We start from the raw sequence: 25,424 nt of genomic DNA on the forward strand, positions 1-25,424 counted from the left end.
AGATTTGTTCTCCTCCCGTACTCGTACTGCATTAAGAGATAATTTTGAAATATATCATGATGATAACTACCACTCCGGCTGCCCACTTCCCTTTCCGTGGGGCTTGCCCTTCAGCTAACTTTTTCGAGCAAAAACCACTCGAAAAAGTGGATCTTCAGGTCAAACAATTCCCACAGGAGTGAAAGTGGGCGGCCTTCGTTAAGATATGCTCCACTATATGTTGCGTAGGGTACGACTATGCTGAAAGGGTTAGTACTGTAGAAAAGTTTTGTTCCATGAGTTCATTTCTTTCTATAATCAGATAACAAAAATAGCGTAGGCAGAATACGGAGACTCCTGTGGGACAGCGAGAGCTGAAGATCCACTTGGTGAAGTGCCTTTCTTCACCAAGTTAGCTGAAGCCGAGCCCACGGAAAGCGCAGTATTCTGCCGGAGCGTATGTGAGCATTCATCATTAATCAGAATGGGAGAAAGCCTCACTTTTTCTCCTTTCATTACTTCACAGTATTTATCTAATTCGGTTAATAATGCAGTAATTGTGATATCATCTAAGCATGTGATTGCTCATGCAATTTTAAAGTCCCAACAAAATGTCCTTCACCCTTTTATTACCTCGTATCATAAAAAGTGAAAAACATAAAATAGGGTTGTCGTAAAACACGACAGAAAGGGAGTATCTTCAGATGGGTCGAAGACGAGGGGTAATGTCCAATCGGTTTAAAGAAGAGCTTGCTAAAGAATTAGGTTTTTACGACACGGTGCAAAAAGATGGTTGGGGTGGAATTACCGCACGAGATGCGGGTAATATGGTGAAAAGAGCAGTACAAATGGCAGAAGAGAGTTTAAATAAGGACAAAGTCTAAGACTTTGTCCTTTTTGCGCTTTTATTTGTTTTTATGGTATCTTTACATATAGTAAAATTCCTGAATATTAAATGGTCAGTAGGTGAGTGAAATTGTACACTATAGAAAAAGCCCCGGCTAAAATAAACTTAACATTAGATGTACTTTATAAACGGCCAGATCAATACCATGAAGTTGAGATGGTGATGACTACAGTTGATTTGGCGGATCGAATAGAGTTCTTTTTGTTAAAAGAAAACAAAATAGAGGTGGCCTCAGAAAATCGTTTTGTTCCCAATGATGAAAGAAATTTAGCATATCGAGCGGCGAGATTGTTAAAGGATCGTTATGATGTTAAAGAAGGTGTCCGAATTAAAATAGATAAACAAATTCCAGTAGCAGCAGGGCTTGCTGGTGGAAGTAGTGATGCTGCTGCAACATTAAGAGGATTAAATCGGTTATGGATGCTTAATTTAACGCTGGATGAATTAGCTGATTTAGGAGCTGAGGTTGGTTCAGATGTGTCTTTTTGTGTGTATAATTCCACAGCACTTGCCAAAGGGAGAGGGGAGACCATTATAGAATTGCCACCACCCCCGCAATGCTGGGTTATTTTGGCGAAACCTATTCAAGGTGTCTCCACACAATCTGTGTATAAATCTTTACAATTAGATGACTTAAAGCATCCTGATACAGAAGGAATGGTTCAGGCAATTAGACAATCTGATTATCAAGGCGTATGCAGTAGATTGAAAAATGTATTGGAAACAGTAACCTTGCCCAAAAATCCGGAAGTGGAACAAATAAAGCAACAAATGCTTAGTTCTGGTGCAGATGCAGTATTGATGAGTGGGAGCGGTCCAACTGTATTTGGGCTAGTACAACAAGAGAGTAGAGCAGATCGAATTTATAACAGCTTAAGAGGATTTTGTGAAGAAGTATATGTGGTTCGCTTATTAGGTTGTCATCAAAGACTTGATTAAACACGTATAAAATGTTATATTTACCACAAAATATTCGGATTTTGGGGTGTAGTAATGAAAAGAAGTGATCGTCTAGTTGCGATGACCAATTATTTAGTTGAACATCCAATGGAATTAATCTCTCTTCCTTTTTTCTCTGATACATATGGTGCTGCCAAGTCTTCGATTAGTGAAGATTTGTCCATTATCAACCACATGTTCAAAGAAGATGGGATTGGTTATTTAGAATCTATTTCCGGTGCTGCTGGTGGAGTAAAATATGTGCCTAATGTTTCGGTAAATAAAAGTGAATCCATGATCAATAAGTTATGTGAAGAGCTGGAAGATCCTAATCGGATTTTGCCTGGCGGTTATTTGTTTATGAGCGATATTTTAGGTACACCTAGTACTGTTAGAGATGTTGGTAGGCTATTTGCTTCTCGATTTGCAGGATTAAACATTGATTCCATTGTAACGGTAGCAACGAAAGGGATTCCTTTAGCCTATGCTGTAGCTTCATTTTTAAATGTTCCAGTAGTCATTGTTCGTCGTGACCCGAAAGTGACGGAAGGTTCAACCGTAAGTATCAACTATGTATCCGGCTCTTCTAAAAAAATTCAGACGATGGTTTTATCTAAGCGCAGCCTGAAGCCTGGGGAGAATGTTTGTATCATCGATGATTTTATGAAGGCTGGTGGTACGATTAACGGCATGAAAAACTTACTGCAAGAATTTGATGCCAATGTGAAGGCAATCGGTGTACTAGCAGAGGCTGAGGATGAAGAAGAAGATCGGGTAGTAGATGATTATACTTCTTTATTGCAAATTAAAAACGTGGATTCTACTAGTAAACAAATAGAGGTAATAAAAGGGAACTACTTTGATCAGTACTAACGGATCGTGTAAAAAGGTCTAAATATATCGAATTATGTCACTCACCACCTATTATAAGAAAATTTTCTTAAAAAGATAATATTTTTTAAAAATTAAGCAGGAATTTTAAAAAATTTGTTGAATTAAGATAATAAGTTCTTAAAAAGGGAAAAGGTGGTGAAACATAGTGGAAGTAACTGACGTAAGATTACGCCGCGTGAATACCGATGGAAGAATGCGAGCTATCGCATCCATTACATTAGATCATGAATTTGTGGTGCATGATATTCGAGTGATTGATGGGAACAATGGGATGTTTGTAGCAATGCCTTCTAAACGTACGCCGGATGGTGAATTTAGGGATATTGCACACCCAATTAACTCTGGTACTAGAGCAAAAATTCAAGATGCTGTTTTAGAAGAGTATCAACGTGCTGGAGAAACTGAAGTAGAGTATGAAGAAGCAGGAGCTTCTTAAAAACAAGGTTAAAAAAGCCTAATCAATTCTATTGATTAGGCTTTTTGTTTTTTGTCATCGTATACATAAAATATATGCACATAATCCATATACTGCGAAGTAACTTAGACATAGATTTGTTCTCCTCCGTACTGAATTTAGATGAGTGCATAATCGTCGCTGCGGAAAACTACTCCCTTTCCGGGGGCACGGCCTCAGCTAACTTGGTGAAGTGCCTTTCTTCACCAAGTTAGCTGAAGCCGAGCCTACGGAAAGCGGAGTATTCTGCCGGAGCGGTATCCCAGCACTCCTTATGGAAAGAATAAAGGAAAGCCTCACTTCGGAAAATTTCACTAGTACGCAGTTTGTATAGACTTCATCATTACAATTTTAATTCTTTAGTATCAGTGAGCCATCAATATTAAAATGTTGCCATATTATAGTTATTTAAATTATGCCATCTTTATTGAAAATACGTTTGTTTTCGTATATATTCATAATTGGGATATTATTGTACAAAATGAGCACAACCTTTTTTACATATTTTACATAAATATATAAGAAGCGAAGTGGAACGGAGGGACTACCTTGTCAAATCGGTATGCAATTGTTCTAGCGGCAGGAAAAGGAACAAGAATGAAATCTAAATTATATAAAGTTCTTCATCCAGTTTTAGGAAAACCAATGGTACAACATGTAGTTGATCAATTGAATGGATTAGATCTTGCTAGTATAACAACTGTCGTTGGCTTTGGAGCTGAGAAAGTACAGGAACAATTAGGACAAACAAGCGAATTTGTTATTCAGGAAGAACAGTTAGGAACAGGACATGCTGTACAACAAGCTGATAAATATTTAGCAAATAAAAAAGGTACTACCATTGTAGTTTGCGGTGATACACCATTATTAACGAAAGACACCATACAAGCTGTATTGAATCATCATGAGCAGGAACGTGCTGCTGTCACTATTTTAACTGCAAATGCAGAGGAACCTGCTGGATACGGGAGAATTGTAAGAAATGCAAATAATCAAGTTAGCAAAATTGTAGAACAAAAAGATGCAACAGAAGAGCAAAAAGCGATTCAAGAGATCAATACAGGCACATATTGCTTTGATAATGAATGGTTATTTGAAGCATTAAAGAAGGTATCTAATGATAATGCCCAAGGCGAGTATTATTTACCAGATGTGATCGAAATCGCACAAGAAGAAGGCCGAAAAGTAGCAGCTTATCAGACAGATAATTTTGAAGAAACAATTGGTGTTAATGATCGAGTTGCATTATCCCAAGCAGAAATACTTATGAAAAAACGTATAAATGAGCAACATATGAGAAATGGTGTAACGCTTATAGACCCAACCAATACTTACATAGGTACAGAGGTAACAATTGGATCAGATGTTGTAATTGAGCCTGGTTGTGTATTAAAAGGAAACACGACCATAGAAGATGAGGCGGTAATTGGACCGAATTCAGAAGTGAATGATTGCCATATTGGAGCGAATACAGTACTCCGTCATAGCGTTGCAACATCAAGCTATATTGGTCAGCGCGTTCAAATTGGACCTTTTGCACATATTCGTCCGGATGTATCGATTGGTGACGATGTAAAAATAGGTAATTTTGTTGAAATTAAAAAGTCAAAAATAGATAATAAAAGTAAGGTTCCACACCTCAGCTATATTGGCGATGCAGAAATCGGCAGTGGTGTAAATATTGGATGTGGAGCGATTACCGTTAATTATGACGGGAAGAATAAATTTAAAACAACGATAGAAGATGATGCTTTTATCGGGTGTAATGCTAATTTAATCGCACCAGTTACGATTGGTAAGGGAGCATTAATTGCAGCAGGTTCGACGATCAACCAAGATGTACCAGGTGATGCATTATCGATTGGCCGAGCAAAACAAGTCAACAAAGAGCAGTATGCAAAGAAATATAAATAATAATTATTAAAATCACATGGAGGTATACAAATGTCCTATAAGGATTCATCCTTAAAAGTATTTACATTAAACTCGAATCCAAGCCTAGCGGAAGAGATTGCAGCCAATATTGGGGTGGAGTTAGGAAAAAGCTCGGTAACAAAATTTAGTGATGGTGAGATCCAAATAAATATAGAGGAAAGTATCCGAGGTTGTGATGTATATGTTGTGCAGTCTACTTGTGAACCAGGTAATCAGCATATTATGGAGCTATTGATTATGATCGATGCATTAAAAAGAGCATCGGCAAAATCGATTAATATTGTGATGCCTTACTATGGATATGCCAGACAAGATCGCAAAGCACGCGCACGTGAGCCAATTACAGCCAAATTAATTGCAGACTTACTGCAAACAGCTGGTGCTACCAGAGTTATCACGTTGGATTTACATGCACCACAAATTCAAGGGTTTTTTGATATTCCAGTTGATCAGTTAGTCGGTGTTCCGATTTTATCTAGCTATTGGAGTAAAAAAGGTCTAGAAGATATCGTAGTAGTGTCACCTGATCACGGAGGGGTAACGCGTGCAAGACAATTAGCGGATAGACTGAAAGCACCAATTGCAATCATTGATAAACGCAGACCGCGTCCAAATGTTGCAGAAGTGATGAATATAGTAGGTAATATCGAGGGAAGAACAGCGATTCTAATCGATGATATTATCGATACAGCAGGAACCATTACATTAGGAGCAAATGCTTTAATTGAAAATGGAGCAACAGATGTCTATGCTTGTTGTACTCATCCAGTATTATCAGGACCTGCAATCGAAAGAATCGAGAATTCAAAAATTAAAGAATTAGTAGTAACAAATAGTATTCCATTACAAGAAGAAAAACAAATTGATAAGGTAACGCAATTATCTGTAGCACCTTTAATTAGTGAAGCGATTATTCGTGTACATGAACGTCAATCTGTAAGTATACTATTTGATTAAGTTTTTTTAAAAAAGAGGTTTAGCCTGTCACACTCGAGGGAAATATAGTAATATCAGTTATTTCCTGTGGAGGGTGATTATTTTGGCAGCAACTTTGCAAGCGAAAAAAAGAGAGAATTTAAAAACTTCTAATACAAGAGCAATTAGATCAGCAGGAGAAGTACCAGCGATTATTTATGGTTATCAAGTAGAACCAAAAACAGTGGCAGTAGACAGTATTGAATTATTAAAAACAGTAAGAGATGAAGGGAAAAATGCGATTATCTCATTACAAGTAGATGGTGATGCCGTTGATGTAATGTTGCATGATTATCAAATTGATCCATTAAGAGATGAATTAGTACATGCTGACTTTTATGCTGTTAACATGAAAGAAGAAATGGATGTACAAGTTCCAATAGTGTTAGAAGGTGAAGCAATAGGTGCTAAAGAAGGCGGCGTTCTCCAACAACCATTATATGATTTATCTATTAGAGCGAAACCTAAAGATATTCCTGAGCAGATTACAATCGATGTTTCAGATTTAGCTGTAGGGGATAGCATCCTAGTTTCAGATTTAAAAGAAGGAAGAAATTATGACATCCTAGAAGATGAGGGAACAACTATTGTTTCTATCTTAGTTCCAGACGAAGAACCTGCAGAAGACTCCGCTGTAGATGAACCGGCAGAACCAGAAGTTATTGCAGGGGATAAAAAAGAACACGGAGACAGTGAAGAATAAAAAATGCGTAAGGTAAACCGGTTGGAGCTAGATATCACTTTTGTAAATTTCTTATGAATAAGCAAGACGCAACTACCAAAAGTTGCGTCTTTTCACCGTTTTTTATGTTAAACTATAAGGAAGAAAAAAATAGTTAAAGGAAGTCTTTATGCTATGAAATGTATCGTAGGTTTAGGAAATCCAGGCATTAAATATCAGCAAACAAGACATAATGTCGGTTTTATGGTAGTCGACGAACTACTCGAGCGCCATGGTTGGACATTAAATAAAAGTAAATTTAAAGGGCACTTTACGATTGAAACTGTTGGAGAAGATAAAGTAATATTACTCCAACCGCAAACCTTTATGAACTTGTCTGGTGAATCACTCCGGCCATTAATGGACTTTTACAATCTTCAACCAGACGAAGTGACCGTTGTCTATGATGATTTGGATTTACCATTGGGTAAAATTAAGTTGCGGCAAACTGGTGGACATGGTGGTCATAATGGTGTTCGCTCTTGTATTGATCAATTAGGTACAAAGCAATTTAACCGATTACGTTTTGGTATCGGCAGACCGGATAGTCCGATGTCTGTTATTGATTATGTTCTTGGAAAATTTGATGAAGAGGATCAGGACATATTAAAAAAGTCAATTGATCATGCAGCTGATGCAATGGAAGCTTGGCTAAAACAGCCATTTCCAAAAGTAATGAATGAGTATAATTAGAATAACAGTGCTTATCATCAAGCCCTAGCAAAGTCTTAGCATTCTTATTAATTTGTACATTTAAAAATTCACTACGTTGACGGCTAAAAATTTAAAGTATAAATAAGTCATCATCAAGTATAGTTTTTACCTTTATCGGGTAAAATAACAACTAATTACTATAGCTTTCTGATAAGGAGGCGCGAATGATGACTTTATTATATACGTGTAAACATTGTGGTACGGAAATCGGAAGATTGAGGCCACAGATGTTGGATTTAGAAAAGATAGGTTGGAATGTGTTATCGACAGAGGAAAAGAACCAACTGATGAATTATCAACAAGATCAGACCGTTAAACTACAATCTATTTGTGAAAATTGCCAACAGTTATTAGATCAAAATCCACAGTACCATGAGTTAGATTATTTTATTCAATAGGATAACCTCAACTCTCCTTTCATTACACAATAAGCTTTGGTATGTTCACCAAAGCATTTTTGTGCGTTTTGGCAATTATTGAATAAATCAACATATATTAGGTTTAAGGCATTTAGGGGGAGCATTATGTATGAAATAAAACGATACTTACAAAACCGTGATGATGTCTATTCCATTATTAATGGGGTCGAATCCGGTTTAAAAGAACAATTAGTCTCGGGGTTATCTGGATCTGCCAGAAGTATGTTTACAACCCTGATACAAGAAGCTACTCACAAGAAAACATTAATTGTAACCCATCAATTAACACAAGCACAACAATTATATGAAGATATGTTAGAGTTTTCGCAAGAGAAAAATGTATATCTTTATCCTGTCAATGAGTTGCTTGCTTCTGAACTAGCAGTCGCAAGTCCGGAATTATTAAGCCAACGAATCACTGCACTGATCAATTGGCTTAATACTGATAATGCCATTTTAATAGCACCAGTAGCAGCTTTAAAACGGATGCTGCCGCCTATGGAGTATTGGCAAACATACCAACTTCATTTCGAGCTCGAGCAGATTATTGATATCGACCAAACCTTAGGATATTTAGTTGAGATGGGTTATCTTCGCCAGGATATGGCTTCAAGCCCTGGAGAGTTTAGTTTGCGTGGTGGCATCTTAGACATCTATCCTATAACAGAAGAACAACCACTTCGGATTGAATTATTTGATGATGAAATAGATTCGATTCGTTACTATGATGCAGAATCACAGCGCTCACTGGAGAAGCAAGAGCAGGTTACAGTTGTGCCTACGACAGAATTGTTATTAAAGGATAGTGACCTAGTAGCTGCAGGTCAAAAACTAGAACAGTCACTAAACAAAACGGTGAAAAAGGTTAAGAATAAATCTGATCAGCAAGTACTTACGGAGACGATTACGGCGGACATAGATCGTCTAAACCATTGTGAACGTTTTCAAGAAATAAGAAAATATGCAGCCTTTTTCTACGATGATAACTATAGTTTACTAGATTATTTACCAGAAGACGGATTTATTATATTGGATGAAATGAGTAGGATTCAGGAAACCGCCTCTCATTTGGATAACGAAGAGCAAGAATGGCTCAAAGATAATTTGCAAAGGGGTAAAGCTGTTGGGGATTCTAGGTTATCGTTCGATTGGAATGAAGTTTGGAACAATATGAAGCAGCAGCGGTTATATCTTTCTGTCTTTTTACGTCATATTCCAAATACAAATCCAACGAATATTGTGAATCTTTCATGCCGGGCAATGCAACAATTTCATGGGCAAATGAATTTATTAGAAAATGAAATGGACCGTTGGCATAAAGGGGAATTTTCCGTTATTATTTTGGCACCAAATCAAAGTAGAATGGAAAAAATACAATCTGTTCTGGAAGATTATCAGATGAGTGCCACGATAAGCGAAACCTTACCAAATTTACCGGTGCAGCATCCTGTAATTACCATTGGCAATATTAGTGGTGGTTTTGAATTACCCATGCATAAAATTGCCGTTATAACTGAAAATGAGTTGTTTAAACAAAAAACCACTAGAAAAAAACGCAAACAAAAAATATCGAATGCTGAGCGCATCAAAAGTTATCAAGAATTACAAGTTGGTGACTATGTCGTACATGCAAATCATGGTATCGGTCGATATATAGGTATTGAAACATTAGAAGTGAATGGCTTGCATAAAGATTTTATGCTAGTTAAATATTCTGGGGACGATAAGCTTTTCGTACCGATAGATCAAATTGATTTGGTGCAGAAGTATGTTGGTTCAGAAGGTAAAGAGCCTAAATTATACCGGTTAGGCGGTAATGATTGGAAGAAGGTCAAAAGCAAAGTACAATCCAAAGTGGAGGACATTGCAGATGACTTGATGAAGTTATACGCAGAAAGAGAAGCAGCTAAAGGTTATGCTTTTTCATCGGATACTGAAATGCAGCGAGATTTTGAAGCTTCGTTCCCATATCAGGAAACAGAGGATCAATTACGTTGTATCGAAGAAATTAAGCAAGATATGGAGAAAGAACAACCAATGGATCGCCTTCTTTGTGGAGATGTAGGTTACGGTAAAACAGAGGTTGCCATTCGTGCAGCTTTCAAGGCAATCGCTGATGGGAAACAAGTGGCGATATTGGTGCCTACAACCATTTTAGCGCAGCAGCATTATGAAACAGTAATGGAAAGATTCCAGGATTACCCGATTAATATTGGTTTGTTAAGCCGTTTTCGAACAAGAAAACAGCAAACAGAAACATTAAAAGGCTTAAAAAATGGCACTGTAGATATTGTGATTGGGACCCATCGATTATTATCTAAGGATGTTAGCTATAAGGAGTTGGGACTGCTAATTGTTGATGAAGAGCAACGTTTTGGTGTAAAACATAAAGAGAAAATCAAGCAATTAAAAACGAATGTAGATGTATTAACCTTAACCGCTACACCAATACCAAGAACGCTGCATATGTCAATGCTAGGAGTGCGTGACTTATCGGTGATTGAAACACCCCCAGAGAACCGTTTCCCGATTCAGACCTATGTCATGGAGTATAATGCGCCTTTAGTAAGGGAAGCGATTGAACGTGAGTTATCCAGAGGTGGTCAAGTATTCTTTTTATATAATAGAGTGGAATCTATCGATAAAATTGCCCAGGACATCCAAGCATTAGTAGAAGATGCCCGGGTAACTGTTGCACATGGCCAGATGAATGAATCTGAACTGGAAAATGTGATGTTTTCCTTTTTAGAAGGAGAAGCAGATGTATTAGTAAGTACAACGATTATTGAAACAGGGGTAGACATCCCTAATGTCAATACCTTAATCGTTTATGATGCCGATCGTATGGGGTTAAGTCAGTTATACCAATTACGTGGCCGGGTAGGGCGTTCTAATCGTGTTGCTTATGCCTATTTCACTTATCAGCAAGATAAAATTTTGACGGAAGTTTCTGAAAAGAGGTTACAGGCAATTAAAGAGTTCACGGAATTAGGCTCAGGGTTTAAGATTGCTATGCGTGATTTATCTATTCGAGGTGCTGGGAATATCTTAGGCGCTCAGCAGCACGGCTTTATCGACTCTGTCGGTTTTGATATGTATTCTCAGATGTTGAATGAAGCTGTTGAAGCGAAGAAACAAGGCAAAGCTGTCGAAGAAGTACAGCCTTTTGAAGTAGAGTTAGACTTAAAAATTGATGCCTATATTCCAGATCATTATATACCAGATGAGAAACAGAAGATTGATATGTATAAACGATTCCAGGCTATTTATTCACAAGAAGATGTTCATGATTTACGAGATGAACTAATTGATCGTTTTGGCGATTACCCAGAAGAAGTCGAAAATCTTTTCCACGTCTCGACACTAAAAATGATGTCCAAGAAGGAACGAATCGAAGCGATCACAGAACGAAAACAAAAAATAGAAGTAATAGTAGAAGAAGAGAGAAGCCAAGAACTGGATGGTGCGAAATTATTTGAATTTGCCAATCAGTATGGCAGGTTAATTCAGTTAGGTACGGAGAATCGAAAGTTAAAAGTGGAGTTCCGCTTTGATAAGTCCCAATATATCAAGCGATATGAGATTTTAGAGGAATTTATCCAGACTTTAAATGAGATGAAACAAACACCTGTAGCGTAGAATTATGAAATTATCTCCGAAAAAAGGTATAGTTTCCATTTTATTTAATCATACTAACCTTACAACATAATTATTTCTCTTAAAGAAATAATTGTATGTACTGCTCAATTATAGAAAGTGAGGTAAATGATTAATATGAAGGCTACAGGAATTGTACGTCGTATTGATGATTTAGGAAGGGTTGTTATTCCAAAAGAAATTCGCCGCACATTGCGGATTCGTGAAGGTGATCCACTTGAAATTTTTGTGGATCGTGACGGTGAAGTGATTTTAAAAAAATATTCTCCCATTAGTGAGCTAGGTGATTTCGCAACTGAGTATGCGGAGGCATTATTTGATTCCTTAGATTTATCGGTACTTATTAGTGATAGAGACGAGATTATTGCCGTTGCAGGTGAATCGAAAAAAGACTACTTAGGTAAGCATATTTCGAAAAAGATTGATCAATTAATGGATAGTCGTGAATCGGTTATCGAAACGAATACTAACACATTAGAGATTATCGAAAATAAAGACGAGGAATTAGAAGCATATTTACTGCAGCCAATCATTGCAGGTGGCGACCCGATTGGTTGTATGGTGTTGTTTACAAGGGAGAATAAGGATTTTGGTGATGCAGAGAAAAAAGCAGCCCAAGCAGCAGCAACCTTCCTCGCTAAACAAATGGAATAAGAATAACGGATAGTATAGGAGTATATTGCTTCTATACTATTTTTTCTGCCATACGCTCCGACAGAATACTGCGTTGAGAACAAGTGCAACATCTACTCGAACAAAAAATACTTTCGTAGTGTTTTCTATGTCGTCGTACAAACCCCACGGAAAGAGATATCCTCGGAAGCGCCATCCTGTTCCGAGGAAAAAGTCTTACCTTCCGAGGATAATTGGCTATATCCAGGGAAGGGAAGGAGATAACCTCGGAAGCGCCGTCCTGTTCCGAGGAAAAAGTCTTCTCTTCCGAGGATAATCGGCTATATCCAGGGAAGGGAAGGAGATATCCCCGGAAGCGCCGTCCTGTTCCGAGGAAAAAGTCTTCTCTTCCGAGGATAACCGGCTATATCCGGGGAAGGGAAGGAGATATCCCCGGAAGCGCCGCCCTGTTCCGAGGAAAAAGCCTTCTCTTCCGAGGATAACCGGCTATATCCGGGGAAGGGAAGGAGATATCCCCGGAAGCGCCGTCCTGTTCGGAGGAAAAGTCCCTTCCGAGGATAATCGACTATATCTAGGAAGTGGGCAGTCGTTGAGGTAGTTATCACCGCCAAATAATTGACCGCAAATCTAATAACCGAGCTATTCCGTACAAACAGAACTTTCATTAATTCGCAGTATGTATTTGTGAATTCTAATATCGAGTTCTGTAGTTAATTTGATACATTATTCCTGTTTCAATTACTCATTATAGGTGATATCTTTGGCGGTTTTTAGTACAATAGTGTAATGTGTTATGGTGGAAAGGGAGGTGGAGAGTTTGAGCGAGCAACAAATGGCAGTCAAGAAAGCGCTAAATAATAACGTGATTATTGCGACCCACCCATTATATAAGGAAGTTATCTTAATCGGTAAAGGGATTGGTTTTGGGAAGAACAAAGGAGATATAGTACCACAAGAACAGGCAGAAAAAACATTTTTGTTAAAGGATGAGCAAGAGCAGGCGCAATATAAACAATTGGTGTCATATATTGATCCACACGTTATGGAAGTGTTGCATGAGATTATGCTATTAATTGAGAAAAGAATGGATGAAACACTCCATGAGCATATCCATGTTGCTTTAACTGATCACTTATCGTTTGCAATTAACCGTGCACACCAAAATGTACAATTTTCTAATCCTTTTCTATTTGAGATCGAATCATTGTATCCGAAAGAGTTTCAGGTAGCTCAAGAAGTTGTTTCAGTAATTCAAGAGCGAATTGGTATAACTTTTCCGGAAGGGGAAGTTGGCTTCATAGCATTGCACATTCATAGTGCTGTAACGAACAAAACTATCCATGATATGAACCGTCATCATCAACTTATTTCGAAGTTAGTAACTATCATTGAAGAGAATTTAAATATCGAGTTGGAACGAAATGATATTAATTATAACCGTCTTATACAGCATCTCCACCGTGCAATTGAAAGGGCTTATCAAGGTGAACAACTCGGTGAACAAACAAATTTAGCAAAAGTCTTGAAAACAACTTATCCGGTATGCTATAATCTTGCTTGGAAATTGATCAAAGTAATGCAACAACAATTACATATACGAGTTGATGAATCAGAGGTATTGTATTTAACGATTCATCTACAGCGATTAACGCAATCATAAACGTGTTACTGATACGATCAGGCATGAGTAAAAAGGTCTTTTTAGGAAAAGATAGGGGAGAAGTGTATACTTCTATCATTTTCCTAAAACAGAAAGCCTTTTACTCATGCCTTTTTTATTTGCTTACGTATATGGAGTGAATGTTCTGTGAACATATCTGTTGCATGTATAAAAACAACAAGAGGAGGAAATAGATCATGTCCAATTTATTTGGTACCTTACAAAAGGTAGGGAAAGCATTGATGCTACCGGTAGCATTATTACCAGCTGCTGGTATTTTAATGGCATTTGGTACAAGCTTTGCACAAGAGCAATGGGTAGAACGTTTTCCATGGTTTGGCAATGAAGTTGTCCAAACTATTTTAGAGGTAATGTCAGAAGCAGGTGGTATTGTATTTGATAATTTACCATTACTTTTTGCTGTAGGTGTAGCAATCGGTTTAGCAAAAGGTGATGGTGTTGCAGGTTTAGCTGCTATCATCGGATATTTAATTATGAATGTAACGATGAGTGTATTTGGTGGTATCACAGATGGAATGACCGAAGAGGCTGCATATGAAAGTGTACTCGGGGTTCCAACCTTAGGGACTGGTGTCTTCGGTGGTATTATAGTCGGTATACTCGCCGCCTATATGTATAACAGGTTCTTTGATATTGAATTACCGCAATTTTTAGGTTTCTTCGCTGGAAAACGCTTTGTGCCGATTATTACTGCGTTTTCATCATTACTATTAGGTATTGTGATGTATTTAGTGTGGCCGTTCGCACAAGAGGGATTAAATGCTGTTTCTCACTTTATGTTAGAAACAAACAGAACGATATCTACCCTTGTGTTTGGTATTGTCGAACGTGCGTTAATTCCATTTGGTTTACATCATATCTTCTATTCACCGTTTTGGTTTGAATTTGGATCTTATACAAGTGCAGCGGGAGAAATTGTCCGTGGAGATCAAGCAATCTTCTTTCAACAATTAAAAGATGGAGTGGATTTCACAGCTGGTAACTTCATGGCTGGTAAATTCCCATTCATGATGTTCGGTCTTCCAGCTGCAGCATTAGCGATTTATCATACAGCAAAACCTGAGAAAAAGAAAGTGGTTGGAGGTATCATGTTCTCTGCAGCTTTAACCTCTTTCTTAACAGGGATTACAGAACCACTTGAGTTCTCGTTCTTATTTGTTGCACCATTATTATTTGCAATTCACTGTGTGTTTGCAGGTTTGTCTTTTATGACTATGTATTTATTAGATGTGAAGATCGGTATGACTTTTTCCGGTGGCTTTATTGATTATTTGCTGTTCGGTATAATGCCTAACCGTACGGACTGGTGGTGGGTCATCATCATTGGTTTAATTTTCTCTGTTATCTATTACTTTGGTTTCCGATTTGCGATTCAGAAGTTCAACTTAGCAACTCCAGGTCGTGAAGATGAAGCACAAGATGCTGAAGAAGACGGAGAAGTGGACGATCGTCCATTTGAAATTCTAGAAGCAATGGGTGGAAAAGAAAATATTACAAACCTTGATGCTTGTATTACACGTCTGCGCGTAAGTGTAGATGATAAAGGCAAAGTAAATAAAGACCGTTTAAAACAACTTGGTGCTTCTGGAGTAATGGAAGTAGGTAACAATATCCAAGCTATTTACGGTCCAGTGTCTGATACGATTAGAGGTCAAATGCAAGACATAATGGAAGGCAAAACGCCAACGAAAAAAGCAGAGCCAGAAAAAGAAGCTTCACCATCTGCCAATAATGCAGCAGAAGATCTTGATTTTGTTAGTCCAATGCAAGGGGAAGTAATGCCGTTATCTGAAGTGCCTGATCAAGTATTCTCACAAAAAATGATGGGAGACGGCTTCGCGGTGAAGCCAACAGCTGGTGAAATTGTGTCACCTGTTAATGGTAAAATCATTAATATCTTCCCCACAAAGCATGCGATAGGTATTGAAGCTGATAATGGAACAGAAATTTTAATCCATATCGGTATCGACACGGTAAACCTAAAGGGGGAAGGCTTTACAGCTAAAGTGGCAGAAGGCGACGAAGTAAAAAAAGGCCAAACCTTGATGGAAGTCGATCTCGACTTTATTAGCAATAATGCACCATCAACGGTAACACCAGTTATCTTTACTAACTTAGCAGAAGGCCAATCAATCCAATTAAACAAGACAGGAAACATCAACAAAGAAGATAAAGACATCTTCCAAATTAATCAATAATAAATGATACACGCGTTTCAAAAACAACGAAACGCGTGTTTTTTTGTAATCAATTAAAGAATTTTGTGCTTAGTAAACATAAACTGCGAAGTAACTGGACATGGATTTGTTCTCCTCCCGTATTCGTACTGCATTAAGAGATAATTTTGAATTATATCGTGATGATAACTACCACTCCGGCTGCCCACTTCCCTTTCCGTGGGGGGTGCCCTTCAGCTAACTTTTTCGAGCAAAAACCGCTCGAAAAAGTGGAGCTTCAGGTCAAACAATTCCCACAGGAGTGAAAGTGGGCGGCCTTCGCTAAGATATGCTCCACAACACTTATCCGTAATCAGCCAGTCGATTTCTCCACCATATGTAGCGTATAGGGTACGACTATGCTAAAAGGGTTTTTACAGCCCGATAAGTACTGTAATTAACAGAAAAATTTAGTTCCATGAGTTCATTTCTTTCTATAATCAGATAACAAAAATAGCGTAGGCAGAATACGGAGACTCCTGTGGGAACAGCGAGAGCTGAAGATCCACTTGGTGAAGCGTTCTTCTTCACCAAGTTAGCTGAAGCCGAGCCCAAGGAAAGCGCAGTATTCTGCCGGAGCGTATGTGAGCACTCATCATCAAACAGAATGGGAGAAAGCCTCACTTTTTCTCTTTTCATTACTTCGCAATTTATATCTACTGCGAATCAGATAACAGTGCATGATTGGTACTATGAGATTGAAGCGATATGTGGAGTGGGGAATGATCGACTGTTTTTTCATCTAGATGTCACGTGTCTGTGTTATAATGGCAAGGAATTTAGAAAATGAAGGAAGAACAAGATGAATAATAATAAAAAAGACAACCAAGTTTATAGAGGTGCTTTTGCCCTCCTTTTAGCAGGTATACTAAGCAAAGTGATCAGCGCCTTTTACCGGATACCATTACAAAATTTAACCGGTGATATTGGCTTCTATATTTATCAGCAAGTATACCCGATTTTAGGGATTGCCTTCATGTTAGCCTTATATGGCTTCCCTGCTGCAATCTCTAAGTTTTTAGCCGAGAATGGAAAAGAGCAACACCACCAAAAGATGTACATATCGATTTTTACGGTTATGATGGGCTTTGCAATATTTCTTTTTCTTACGATTTTTTTATTAAGTCCTGTTCTTGCTAATTGGATGGGGGATCATCTGTTAACCGATCCACTCCGTCACGTTTCTTGGGTGTTTTTGTTTATCCCTTTTGTTGCCCTATTTAGAGGGATTACCCAATCAGATCAATGGATGGAACCGACTGCTTATTCGCAAATGATCGAACAGTTATTACGCGCTACTATCATTATTGTTACGGCAATACTGATTTATCAAGGGCACCTACACGTATACAAAATTGCGGATGGAGCAATGATAGCAAGTATTATCGCATTGAGTATATCTTTTATTTTCATTTATTTATATGCTAAAAAAAGTAGCACATGGAATCACGGCCATTCATCGAAAAGTATACCCATTAGTCACTTAATCTCCCCGGTCATTGTTGCTGGGCTTATCATCAGTATGAATCATATGTTGTTATTGCTTATGCAGCTAGCTGATGCATTTACAATGGTTCCAGGGCTACTTACATTTGGTGAAACATTAAGAGAGGCTACAGCGACAAAGGGAGTTTTTGATAGAGGACAACCATTATTACAACTAGTGACCGTTGTTGGATCATCATTTGCAATGGCATTGGTTCCACAAGTAACAAAAATAAACTGGCAAATTAGCAGAGAAGAAACCATCGAAAAGCTTCAATTAACAACGAAATATTGTATATTACTTTCCGTGGGGGCTACAGTAGGTTTGTTTACATTATTTCCTGAAGTGAACCAGTTATTGTTTCAAAATCAACTAGGTACTTCTAGTTTGCGAATATTAACGATTTCTCTATTATTTACTTCTTTAACAGTTACGACCGCCTCAACTTTGCAAGGGTTTGGATATATGAAGTGGACGGCGATTATTCTTTTTTTAGGATTATGGGCGAAAATGGTGCTGAACTACTTCCTTATTCCTTTATGGGGGATGGATGGAGCTGCTATAGCAACTGTTAGCACATTAATCATTATATGTATGACGAACTTTTTCTTGCTCCGCTCGGTATTAAACGGAGACCGATTATTTGTGATCCCTTGGATAAAGGTAATAATAGCGAGTTTAGTGATGGCGGTTGTGTTAGCTATTTTAAAACAGACATTCTTCTATTTTATTTCGTTCGAGAATCGATTAGCTCTATTCCTTTTTGTAATAGGGAGTGTAATAATCGGCTTTATCGTCTATGCTATTGTTGTTGTTAAGTGGCGTATTTTAACGAGGAAAGAGCTTGCACCGCTCCCACTATTAAATAGATGGAAGAAAGGATAGGATATAAGAATATGAAACCTTTTATCGAAATTATTGGTCTTGGTGGAGGAGATATCAATCAGCTCCCATTGGGAATATATCGAAAGCTCACAAGTGAACAACAAGTATGTTATGTAAGGACGCTCGATCATCCGGTAATTCAGGCATTACAAGAGGAATCGGTTGATTTTCATTCGTTTGATGATATCTATGAAAAGCACGATCATTTTGATGCAGTGTACCATGAAATTGCTAAGAAATTATTAGATACGGCTAACGAGAAGGGGAACATTGTTTATGCAGTGCCAGGTCATCCAATGCTTGCTGAGCAAACCGTACAGTTATTAATACAAAGTCAAGAGGTGGAGGTAGAGGTTGTAGGTGGCCAAAGTTTCTTAGATGATTTATTTTCTGCATTAAAAATAGATCCGATCGAAGGATTTCAATTTGTAGATGCGACATCATTCAGCCGCCGTCACCTGCAATATGAACAACATCTTGTTTTTTGCCAAGTATATGATGCTTTTATTGCATCAGAGGTGAAGCTAACTTTGTTGGAGGACTTACCAGCAGATTATCCAATTTATTTAGTGGAAGCAGTTGGTAGTAAAGAAGAGTCTATTAAAGAAATCCCGTTAGTCGATTTAGATCAGCAAATGCAGCTAAGTAACTTAACGAGTGTCTACATCCCGCCGATAGACAAAGAAAAACTTCATCACCAATTTTATCGTTTGAAAGAAGTGATTGTCGCTTTAAGAGCACCTGGAGGGTGTCCATGGGATCAAAAGCAAACACATGAAACATTAAAAAAATATTTAATTGAAGAAGCTTATGAAGTGATCGAAGCAATTGATAATGAAGATGATGAAGCATTGGCAGAAGAACTTGGTGATGTACTGTTGCAAATCATGTTACATAGTCAAATTGGAGAAGAAGCAGGATTTTTCACCATTGATGACGTAATATATAGTATCACAGAAAAAATGATTCGACGTCATCCTCATGTCTTCGGTGAATTAGAGGTTGAAGATGAAACAGAAGTCATCAAAAATTGGGAAGCTATCAAAAAGGAAGAAAAGAGAGAACAACAGCCAACGATTCTATCTGAATTGAACAAAGGGTTACCAGCAACATTACTAGCAGAAGAAATCCAAAAAAAAGCAGCGAAAGTAGGTTTTGATTGGAGTGAATCAGATCCGATTTGGGCAAAGGTTTATGAAGAGTTAGAAGAATTTAAAAATGCAAGGGAATATGAAACTTTCGATGCACAAGAAAAAGAATTTGGAGATATACTATTTGCAATGATCAACTTAGGAAGATATTATAAAATTAATCCAGAAATAGCTTTAATGCGAACCAATCAAAAATTTATACATCGTTTTCAATTCGTAGAGCAAAAGGTGAAGGGAAGTGAACGAGCTTGGGAGTCTTTCACATTAAATGAATTGGACCAATTTTGGGAAGAGGCAAAGCGTCTTGAAAACGAATGACAATGTAGAGGAAGGGAATTATCGATGCGACTGGATAAATTTTTAAAAGTTTCTCGTTTAATTAAACGAAGGACCCTAGCAAAGGAAATTGCAGATCAAGGTAGAATTCTTATCAATGGTAATGTTGCGAAAGCTGCTACTAATGTAGCGGTGGGTGATGAAATGAAGATTCAATTTGGTCAAAAACTATTAACCATACAAATTGATGATTTAAAAGAAACGGTCAAAAAAGATGAAGCAAGTAATTTATATACGATTAAACATGAGGAATATATCAATCAATAGTGTTCTATTAAGTTCTAAACTTGTCCCTTTATTCATATATTAGTGATGGATAAAAGGGAGGGAAAAACTAATGAATTACTATGATAAAAAAACGATGCCAGCACCGCAAATGGAACACCACGTGAAAATGACCAACCGTCGTCTCTTGGAGATAGATGGAGTCAAAGAAGTTGATAGCTTTGATAGTGAAGAGTTTCTACTGCAAACCGTTATGGGTTATCTAGTTATTCGTGGAGATAATTTACAAATGAAAAACCTCGATGTAGAATCCGGCCATGTTTCCATTAAGGGTAAGATTTATGAATTATCTTATTTGGACGAGCAACATGGGGAGAAGGCTAAAGGTTTGTTTAGCAAGCTATTCAAATGACATTAAGTACACAATTTATCACAATCATAGCAATGGTGGTATCTGGTGTCTATCTTGGTGCTAGTTATCATACGTTCAAACGGCTGGAACGATTGTGGACCTCAAGCATACTATGGAAATATGTGTTGGAGATTCTCTTTTGGCTCATACAAGCAGCGATTCTCTATTTTATTTTGTTTTTCGTTAATGAAGGGATTTTAAGATTCTATATATTTTTGGCAGTGCTATGTGGTTATGCGATGTTCAAAAGCCTTTTCGAACAGGCTTTTGGACGCGTTGTAGATACCTTAATCCGAATTGCACTTCGTATTTATCGCTTTCTATACCGAATAATAGAAATTTTTGTTGTAAAGCCTATCGTATTTATCGTATCATTAATAGTAGTATGTATTAGCAAAGTATTTATCGCTATATATTCATTGCTATTAATGCTATTAAACGTATTGGGCTGGTCGGTAAAGATGATTCTTTCTATCTTACAGTCATTATTACCAAAAAATGCAAAGAAATATTTACATCCTTTTTATCGATTTTATAGTAAAATAAAAAGAAAAGAATAATTTCCACAAGGGAGGCACTGGTGAATTATGGCTAAACGAAACAAGGTATCTCGTATCAATGACGCCTATATTGAACAATACGACGCTCAAGTAAAACGTCAAAAACGCAGAAAAAAGAAATTATATCGTAGATTAATGTTATTTGGCATAATTGTCTCCGTCACCATGGTTAGCCTCATTACTTTTCATATTAATCAACGTGTGAAATATCAGGATATGCAACAGGAATATACGGAGCTTTCCGAAGAATTAACTACTCTTCAGAATGAAGAAAAGAAACTGACTGAAGAAATAGAGCTTTTAAATGATGAAGAATATTTGTTGCAAATTGCAAAAACGAATTATTTCTTTACGGAAGAAGGAGAAATCGTCTTTAAATTGCCAGAAGAGGATCCATCTTATTGACACCGTTTTAATTGCTTGGCTATAATATAGTTGTAGTATATTTTTTTAAAATTTAAGGAGGAGCAATTTTTTTATGTCAATCGAAGTAGGCAGCAAGTTGCAGGGAAAGGTAACAGGAATCACTAATTTTGGAGCGTTTATTGAATTACCTGGAGGTAAAACAGGTCTAGTTCATATTAGTGAAGTTGCCGATAATTATGTAAAAGACATTAATGAACACTTAACTGTCGGTGATGAAGTAACAGTTAAGGTTCTTAATGTGGAAGATGATGGTAAAATCGGTTTGTCTATTAAAAAAGCAAAAGACAATCCACCGCCATCTAATCGTCGCAAAAATCAAGGAAATCCAAAAAATAACCGCGAAAGAGGCGAATCATTTGAACAAAAAATGAATCGTTTCTTAAAAGATTCTGAAGATCGCTTAGCGACTCTTAAAAAGCATACAGAATCAAAACGCGGAGGACGAGGGGCGAGAAAAGGCTAAAACTTGCTGTCTATGTAACGTAAAGAAGACGGATGTGACTCGTAATTATATATTATAAAGAAAAAGCTATCGATCAAATGATCGGTAGCTTTTTCAGTGTAAGGGGTAAGTGTATAGAATGGAGGTACTGGTTTAACTATAGTACTTTTTCGAATAAACATATTAACACAAATACATAAACTGTGAAGTAACGTAGGATATGGAAAAGGATATCCCCGGAAGCGCCGATCTGTTCCGAGGAAAAAGGTTTCTCTTCCAGGGAAAAGATCTTCTCTTCCGAGGATAAACGACTATATCCAGGGAAGAGAAGGGCATATCCCCGGAACAGCAAAGGATATCCAGGGAAGGGAAAGAGGTATCCTCGGAAGAGAAGTCCTGTTAACTTTGTAACTAAGCTACTTCGCGGTATATATCTACATCGAATCAAATAGAGTTGTATTAGTTTATATAAAAAAGACTTAGGCATTTGCCTAAGTCTTTTGCTTTATAGCGGCGGAGGGAATCGAACCCCCGACCTCACGGGTATGAACCGTACGCTCTAGCCAGCTGAGCTACACCGCCATGATATAAAAATAGGGTTGTCTTATTCGAAAGACACAAAAAATATAATACAACAGCTTTACCTATCTGTCAACAAACAACTTCAAATTTCTTATTATCTTTTCTGTATCAACACGGTCTGTCAAAAATATTGAAAGAAATCAAAGGAAAGGTAAGAAGAAAATGTCGTTTGGTTCTTTATATAAAGAATAGCGTCGAACTTTTTAGAACGGCATCTTCCTTGTTTTGACAAAATATCGAGAGGAGATGTGATTTAATGTGGACAGAGGAGTGATATAAATGAACACATATACGGATAATAAACCAAAATCTTTTTTTTCTAGTTCTCATCCGATGATGAGTAACTTACGTCAAAAGATCGGTCAACATTGGACAAGCTTATTGTTTGAGAAAGGTTTGCTTATTTGTATTATCGGTTTTCTATTAGGAAGAGCTGTCATTTTATCGACACTTTCACCATTCGTCATTGCCTTTGTTGCGGCAGTCTGGTTTTTACGTCGGGACAAAGTACTTCCCCTTATTACATTCTCATTGATAGGAGCTTTTACATACGGTCTGTCACATAGCTTCTATATATTTTTATCTATTTCTATCTTAATAGTCCTCTCCTTTTTTATCTATCAATCGAAATCGGTCGAGAGGATTTTACCGCTTTTCGTCTTTTTTGCAGCAAGTATTCCTAGAATCAGTACTTATGCGATGACAACGGAGCTAACATATCTCGAGTGGGTCATCGCTCTTGTTGAGGGAATATTGGCAGCTGTTCTATTACTAATCTTTATGCAAAGTATTCCATTATTATCACCAAAACGTTATAAACCAATTTTAAAAAATGAAGAAATTGTTTGTTTTATCATTTTATTAGCTTCGGTACTAACAGGAGTAATTGGTGTACAAATCTATGATGCGCAAATGGAACAGGTTTTAGCACGATATTTAGTATTGCTTCTTGCATTGGTTGGTGGTGCTGCAATTGGTTCCACTGTTGGGGTTGTAGCAGGGTTAATATTGAGTCTTGCCAGCATCGCCAACATGTATCAAATGAGCTTATTAGCTTTCTCCGGCCTATTAGGTGGGTTACTGAAAGAAGGAAGAAAGCTGGCTGTCAGTTTAGGGTTATTAATTAGTACGTTGTTAATCAGTTTATATGGCGAATCCTTTGATTATCTGGCAACAGCATTAATGGAATCAGCGTTAGCGATATTATTGTTTTTAATAACACCGAGTAAATTGATTAAACAGATTGCTAAATATATACCGGGAACGGTTGAACATACCAATGAGCAAGAGCAATATTTGCAAAAGGTTCGAAACGTTACTGCCCACCGGGTCGAGCGGTTCTCTAATGTCTTTAAAGCTTTGTCTCGCAGCTTTCAAACAGAATCCAACCAATGGCAGGAACAGGATCTAGAAGTAGACTACTATTTAAGCAATGTCACGGAAAAAACTTGTCAAACATGCTTTAAAAAAGAAACCTGTTGGGTACAACAATTTGATAAAACATACGATTTAATGCGAGATGTCAAAGATCAATTGGAAACAGATAACCAATTGAATAATATAACGAACAGACAGTTTGAAAATCACTGTATTAAATCTCGTAAAGTGATCGATACCATGCAGCAAGAATTATCCTTTTTTGAAGCAAATAAACAACTGAAGAAACAAGTGTTAGAAAGTAGACGTTTTGTCGCAGATCAATTAAGTGGTGTATCAGAAGTCATGGAGAATTTCGCTAATGAGATTCTCAAAGAAAAGGAAAACCATGAGCAACAGGAAATTGAAATAGTTGCGGCGTTAAAACATGTAGGGATTGAACTAGAAAAACTAGATATTTATAGCTTGGAGAAAGGAAACATCGATATTGAAATGGTGATTGCGTTCCAGCAATACCATGGAGAAGCTGCCAAACTGATTGCACCTATTCTCTCTGATATTTTGGATGAAACGATCATTGTCGTTACGGAAGACCTGTCGCCTCTAGCAAAAGGGCATAGCTTTTTTACCTTTGGTTCTGCCAGGAAATTTGTCATTAATACTGGGGTGGCACACGCAGCCAAAGGAGGAGGGTTAATATCAGGGGATTGTTATAAATCAATGGAGCTTGGTGCCGGGAAATATGCTTTAGCTATTAGTGACGGTATGGGAAATGGGGACAGAGCACATGAAGAAAGCACCGAAACATTACGGTTATTACAACAAATCTTAGAATCTGGTTTGCACGAGCAGGTAGCAATTAAATCGATCAACTCCATCTTAGCACTTAGAACAAATGAAGAGATTTATGCAACATTAGATTTGGCAATGGTAGACCTCCACCATGCAATCGTTCGCTTTTTGAAAGTAGGTTCTACTCCTAGTTTTATTATGCGAAGTGATGCTGTAGAGAAGATAGAGGCTAGTAACCTTCCAATCGGAATTATTCAGGAGGTAGAAGTTGATGTTGTCAGTGCACAATTAAAAGCAGGAGATTTCTTAATTATGATGAGTGATGGGATATTTGAAGGTCCGAAAGACATAGAGAATGTCGATCTATGGTTGAAGCGAAAACTGCTGGAAATGGAAACGAAAGAGCCTCAAGAGATCGCTGATTTATTACTTGAAGAGGTGATTCGAACTCAAAGTGGTGAGATTGAAGATGATATGACGGTATTGGTAGCTCAAATTACGGAAAATCAACCACAATGGGCACCTATTCGTTCTTTTCGGCAATTTGAAAGAGAGGACATTAGTTAATGAACAGCAGGTCAAACGTATAATTCCTCCCATTATTGGCGAACCTTACTAATAATCAA

The 25,424-nt window shown here is 37.5% G+C and carries 21 protein-coding genes and 1 tRNA gene; 21 read left to right on the forward strand and 1 reads right to left on the reverse strand.

The genetic code is table 11. The features are described 5' to 3' along the window. The first annotated feature begins 683 nt into the window (after positions 1-683). The 20 genes from GHT08_RS19090 (at position 684) to GHT08_RS19185 (ending at position 22,068) form a co-directional block, all read left to right on the forward strand. The gene (locus tag GHT08_RS19090; protein WP_163582994.1) at positions 684-863 is read left to right on the forward strand and encodes a small, acid-soluble spore protein, alpha/beta type; all 180 of its coding nucleotides are present in this window, start codon (positions 684-686) and stop codon (positions 861-863) included. A gap of 92 nt (positions 864-955) precedes the next feature. Continuing rightward, on the forward strand, positions 956-1,825 hold the full coding sequence (gene ispE / locus GHT08_RS19095) for a 4-(cytidine 5'-diphospho)-2-C-methyl-D-erythritol kinase (RefSeq protein ID WP_163582995.1): 870 nt from the start codon (positions 956-958) through the stop codon (positions 1,823-1,825). 54 nt (positions 1,826-1,879) lie between these two features. After that, positions 1,880-2,698: a pur operon repressor gene (purR, locus tag GHT08_RS19100; RefSeq protein ID WP_163582996.1), complete on the forward strand. Its 819-nt coding sequence runs from the start codon at positions 1,880-1,882 to the stop codon at positions 2,696-2,698. Between the two features lie 166 nt (positions 2,699-2,864). Continuing rightward, positions 2,865-3,155 carry a septation regulator SpoVG gene (gene spoVG / locus GHT08_RS19105; RefSeq protein ID WP_163582997.1) on the forward strand — a complete coding sequence of 97 codons (291 nt, stop codon included), beginning with the start codon at positions 2,865-2,867 and terminating at the stop codon, positions 3,153-3,155. 567 nt (positions 3,156-3,722) lie between these two features. Next, positions 3,723-5,087, forward strand: a complete 1,365-nt coding sequence (gene glmU, locus GHT08_RS19110; RefSeq protein ID WP_163582998.1) for a bifunctional UDP-N-acetylglucosamine diphosphorylase/glucosamine-1-phosphate N-acetyltransferase GlmU — start codon at positions 3,723-3,725, stop codon at positions 5,085-5,087. Between the two features lie 30 nt (positions 5,088-5,117). Continuing rightward, the gene (locus tag GHT08_RS19115; protein WP_018934287.1) at positions 5,118-6,065 is read left to right on the forward strand and encodes a ribose-phosphate diphosphokinase; all 948 of its coding nucleotides are present in this window, start codon (positions 5,118-5,120) and stop codon (positions 6,063-6,065) included. An 82-nt stretch (positions 6,066-6,147) separates the two neighbouring features. Next, positions 6,148-6,786, forward strand: coding sequence for a 50S ribosomal protein L25/general stress protein Ctc (locus GHT08_RS19120; RefSeq protein WP_163582999.1), 639 nt, complete (start codon positions 6,148-6,150; stop codon positions 6,784-6,786). A 153-nt stretch (positions 6,787-6,939) separates the two neighbouring features. After that, entirely contained in the window at positions 6,940-7,497 is a 558-nt protein-coding gene (pth, locus tag GHT08_RS19125) for an aminoacyl-tRNA hydrolase (protein ID WP_163583000.1), read from the forward strand. 188 nt (positions 7,498-7,685) lie between these two features. Continuing rightward, positions 7,686-7,916, forward strand: a complete 231-nt coding sequence (locus GHT08_RS19130; protein WP_163583001.1) for an anti-sigma-F factor Fin — start codon at positions 7,686-7,688, stop codon at positions 7,914-7,916. A gap of 126 nt (positions 7,917-8,042) precedes the next feature. After that, positions 8,043-11,576 carry a transcription-repair coupling factor gene (gene mfd / locus GHT08_RS19135; RefSeq protein WP_163583002.1) on the forward strand — a complete coding sequence of 1,178 codons (3,534 nt, stop codon included), beginning with the start codon at positions 8,043-8,045 and terminating at the stop codon, positions 11,574-11,576. Between the two features lie 135 nt (positions 11,577-11,711). After that, positions 11,712-12,248 carry a stage V sporulation protein T gene (spoVT, locus tag GHT08_RS19140; RefSeq protein WP_026287410.1) on the forward strand — a complete coding sequence of 179 codons (537 nt, stop codon included), beginning with the start codon at positions 11,712-11,714 and terminating at the stop codon, positions 12,246-12,248. Positions 12,249-13,020: 772 nt separating this feature from the next. Continuing rightward, the gene (glcT, locus tag GHT08_RS19145; protein WP_163583003.1) at positions 13,021-13,887 is read left to right on the forward strand and encodes a glucose PTS transporter transcription antiterminator GlcT; all 867 of its coding nucleotides are present in this window, start codon (positions 13,021-13,023) and stop codon (positions 13,885-13,887) included. A 197-nt stretch (positions 13,888-14,084) separates the two neighbouring features. Next, positions 14,085-16,106, forward strand: coding sequence for a glucose-specific PTS transporter subunit IIBC (gene ptsG / locus GHT08_RS19150; RefSeq protein WP_272953914.1), 2,022 nt, complete (start codon positions 14,085-14,087; stop codon positions 16,104-16,106). 820 nt (positions 16,107-16,926) lie between these two features. Next, positions 16,927-18,495 (forward strand): putative polysaccharide biosynthesis protein, encoded by a 1,569-nt coding sequence (locus GHT08_RS19155; protein WP_163583004.1) that lies wholly within the window; start codon positions 16,927-16,929, stop codon positions 18,493-18,495. 11 nt (positions 18,496-18,506) lie between these two features. Continuing rightward, a complete protein-coding gene (gene yabN / locus GHT08_RS19160; RefSeq protein WP_163583005.1) occupies positions 18,507-19,964 on the forward strand; it encodes a bifunctional methyltransferase/pyrophosphohydrolase YabN in 1,458 nt (485 codons plus the stop codon). A 24-nt stretch (positions 19,965-19,988) separates the two neighbouring features. Continuing rightward, positions 19,989-20,249 (forward strand): RNA-binding S4 domain-containing protein, encoded by a 261-nt coding sequence (locus GHT08_RS19165; RefSeq protein ID WP_163583006.1) that lies wholly within the window; start codon positions 19,989-19,991, stop codon positions 20,247-20,249. Between the two features lie 70 nt (positions 20,250-20,319). After that, positions 20,320-20,619: a sporulation protein YabP gene (gene yabP / locus GHT08_RS19170; protein ID WP_018934276.1), complete on the forward strand. Its 300-nt coding sequence runs from the start codon at positions 20,320-20,322 to the stop codon at positions 20,617-20,619. After that, a complete protein-coding gene (gene yabQ / locus GHT08_RS19175; RefSeq protein ID WP_163583007.1) occupies positions 20,616-21,179 on the forward strand; it encodes a spore cortex biosynthesis protein YabQ in 564 nt (187 codons plus the stop codon). The genes yabP and yabQ overlap by 4 nt, the downstream gene beginning before the upstream one ends. A 27-nt stretch (positions 21,180-21,206) precedes the next feature. Next, complete coding sequence (locus GHT08_RS19180; RefSeq protein ID WP_018934274.1) at positions 21,207-21,584, forward strand: FtsB family cell division protein; 378 nt, start codon at positions 21,207-21,209, stop codon at positions 21,582-21,584. 73 nt (positions 21,585-21,657) lie between these two features. Further along, a complete protein-coding gene (locus GHT08_RS19185) occupies positions 21,658-22,068 on the forward strand; it encodes a S1 domain-containing RNA-binding protein (protein WP_018934273.1) in 411 nt (136 codons plus the stop codon). Between the two features lie 487 nt (positions 22,069-22,555). Here the strand turns inward: GHT08_RS19185 and GHT08_RS19190 are convergent. Then, positions 22,556-22,629, reverse strand: a tRNA-Met gene (locus GHT08_RS19190). Positions 22,630-22,908: 279 nt separating this feature from the next. On the opposite strand from GHT08_RS19190, the gene spoIIE reads away from it, so the two are divergent. Continuing rightward, positions 22,909-25,365, forward strand: coding sequence for a stage II sporulation protein E (gene spoIIE / locus GHT08_RS19195; protein ID WP_163583008.1), 2,457 nt, complete (start codon positions 22,909-22,911; stop codon positions 25,363-25,365). The last annotated feature ends 59 nt before the right edge of the window (positions 25,366-25,424 follow it).

Source organism: Gracilibacillus saliphilus, from assembly GCF_010994085.1.
Classification (GTDB): domain Bacteria; phylum Bacillota; class Bacilli; order Bacillales; family Amphibacillaceae; genus Gracilibacillus; species Gracilibacillus lacisalsi.

Bases quoted from the DNA above. Each gene is read 5' to 3' on its own strand.
- GHT08_RS19165 (WP_163583006.1), top strand. From the start codon at position 19,989: ATGCGACTGGATAAATTTTTAAAAGTTTCTCGTTTAATTAAACGAAGG.
- GHT08_RS19115 (WP_018934287.1), top strand. From the start codon at position 5,118: ATGTCCTATAAGGATTCATCCTTAAAAGTATTTACATTAAACTCGAAT.
- GHT08_RS19090 (WP_163582994.1), top strand. From the start codon at position 684: ATGGGTCGAAGACGAGGGGTAATGTCCAATCGGTTTAAAGAAGAGCTT.
- GHT08_RS19185 (WP_018934273.1), top strand. From the start codon at position 21,658: ATGTCAATCGAAGTAGGCAGCAAGTTGCAGGGAAAGGTAACAGGAATC.
- GHT08_RS19155 (WP_163583004.1), top strand. From the start codon at position 16,927: ATGAATAATAATAAAAAAGACAACCAAGTTTATAGAGGTGCTTTTGCC.
- purR (WP_163582996.1), top strand. From the start codon at position 1,880: ATGAAAAGAAGTGATCGTCTAGTTGCGATGACCAATTATTTAGTTGAA.
- ptsG (WP_272953914.1), top strand. From the start codon at position 14,085: ATGTCCAATTTATTTGGTACCTTACAAAAGGTAGGGAAAGCATTGATG.
- yabP (WP_018934276.1), top strand. From the start codon at position 20,320: ATGAATTACTATGATAAAAAAACGATGCCAGCACCGCAAATGGAACAC.
- GHT08_RS19130 (WP_163583001.1), top strand. From the start codon at position 7,686: ATGACTTTATTATATACGTGTAAACATTGTGGTACGGAAATCGGAAGA.
- spoVT (WP_026287410.1), top strand. From the start codon at position 11,712: ATGAAGGCTACAGGAATTGTACGTCGTATTGATGATTTAGGAAGGGTT.
- yabQ (WP_163583007.1), top strand. From the start codon at position 20,616: ATGACATTAAGTACACAATTTATCACAATCATAGCAATGGTGGTATCT.
- glcT (WP_163583003.1), top strand. From the start codon at position 13,021: ATGGTGGAAAGGGAGGTGGAGAGTTTGAGCGAGCAACAAATGGCAGTC.
- spoIIE (WP_163583008.1), top strand. From the start codon at position 22,909: ATGAACACATATACGGATAATAAACCAAAATCTTTTTTTTCTAGTTCT.
- mfd (WP_163583002.1), top strand. From the start codon at position 8,043: ATGTATGAAATAAAACGATACTTACAAAACCGTGATGATGTCTATTCC.
- GHT08_RS19180 (WP_018934274.1), top strand. From the start codon at position 21,207: ATGGCTAAACGAAACAAGGTATCTCGTATCAATGACGCCTATATTGAA.
- yabN (WP_163583005.1), top strand. From the start codon at position 18,507: ATGAAACCTTTTATCGAAATTATTGGTCTTGGTGGAGGAGATATCAAT.
- pth (WP_163583000.1), top strand. From the start codon at position 6,940: ATGAAATGTATCGTAGGTTTAGGAAATCCAGGCATTAAATATCAGCAA.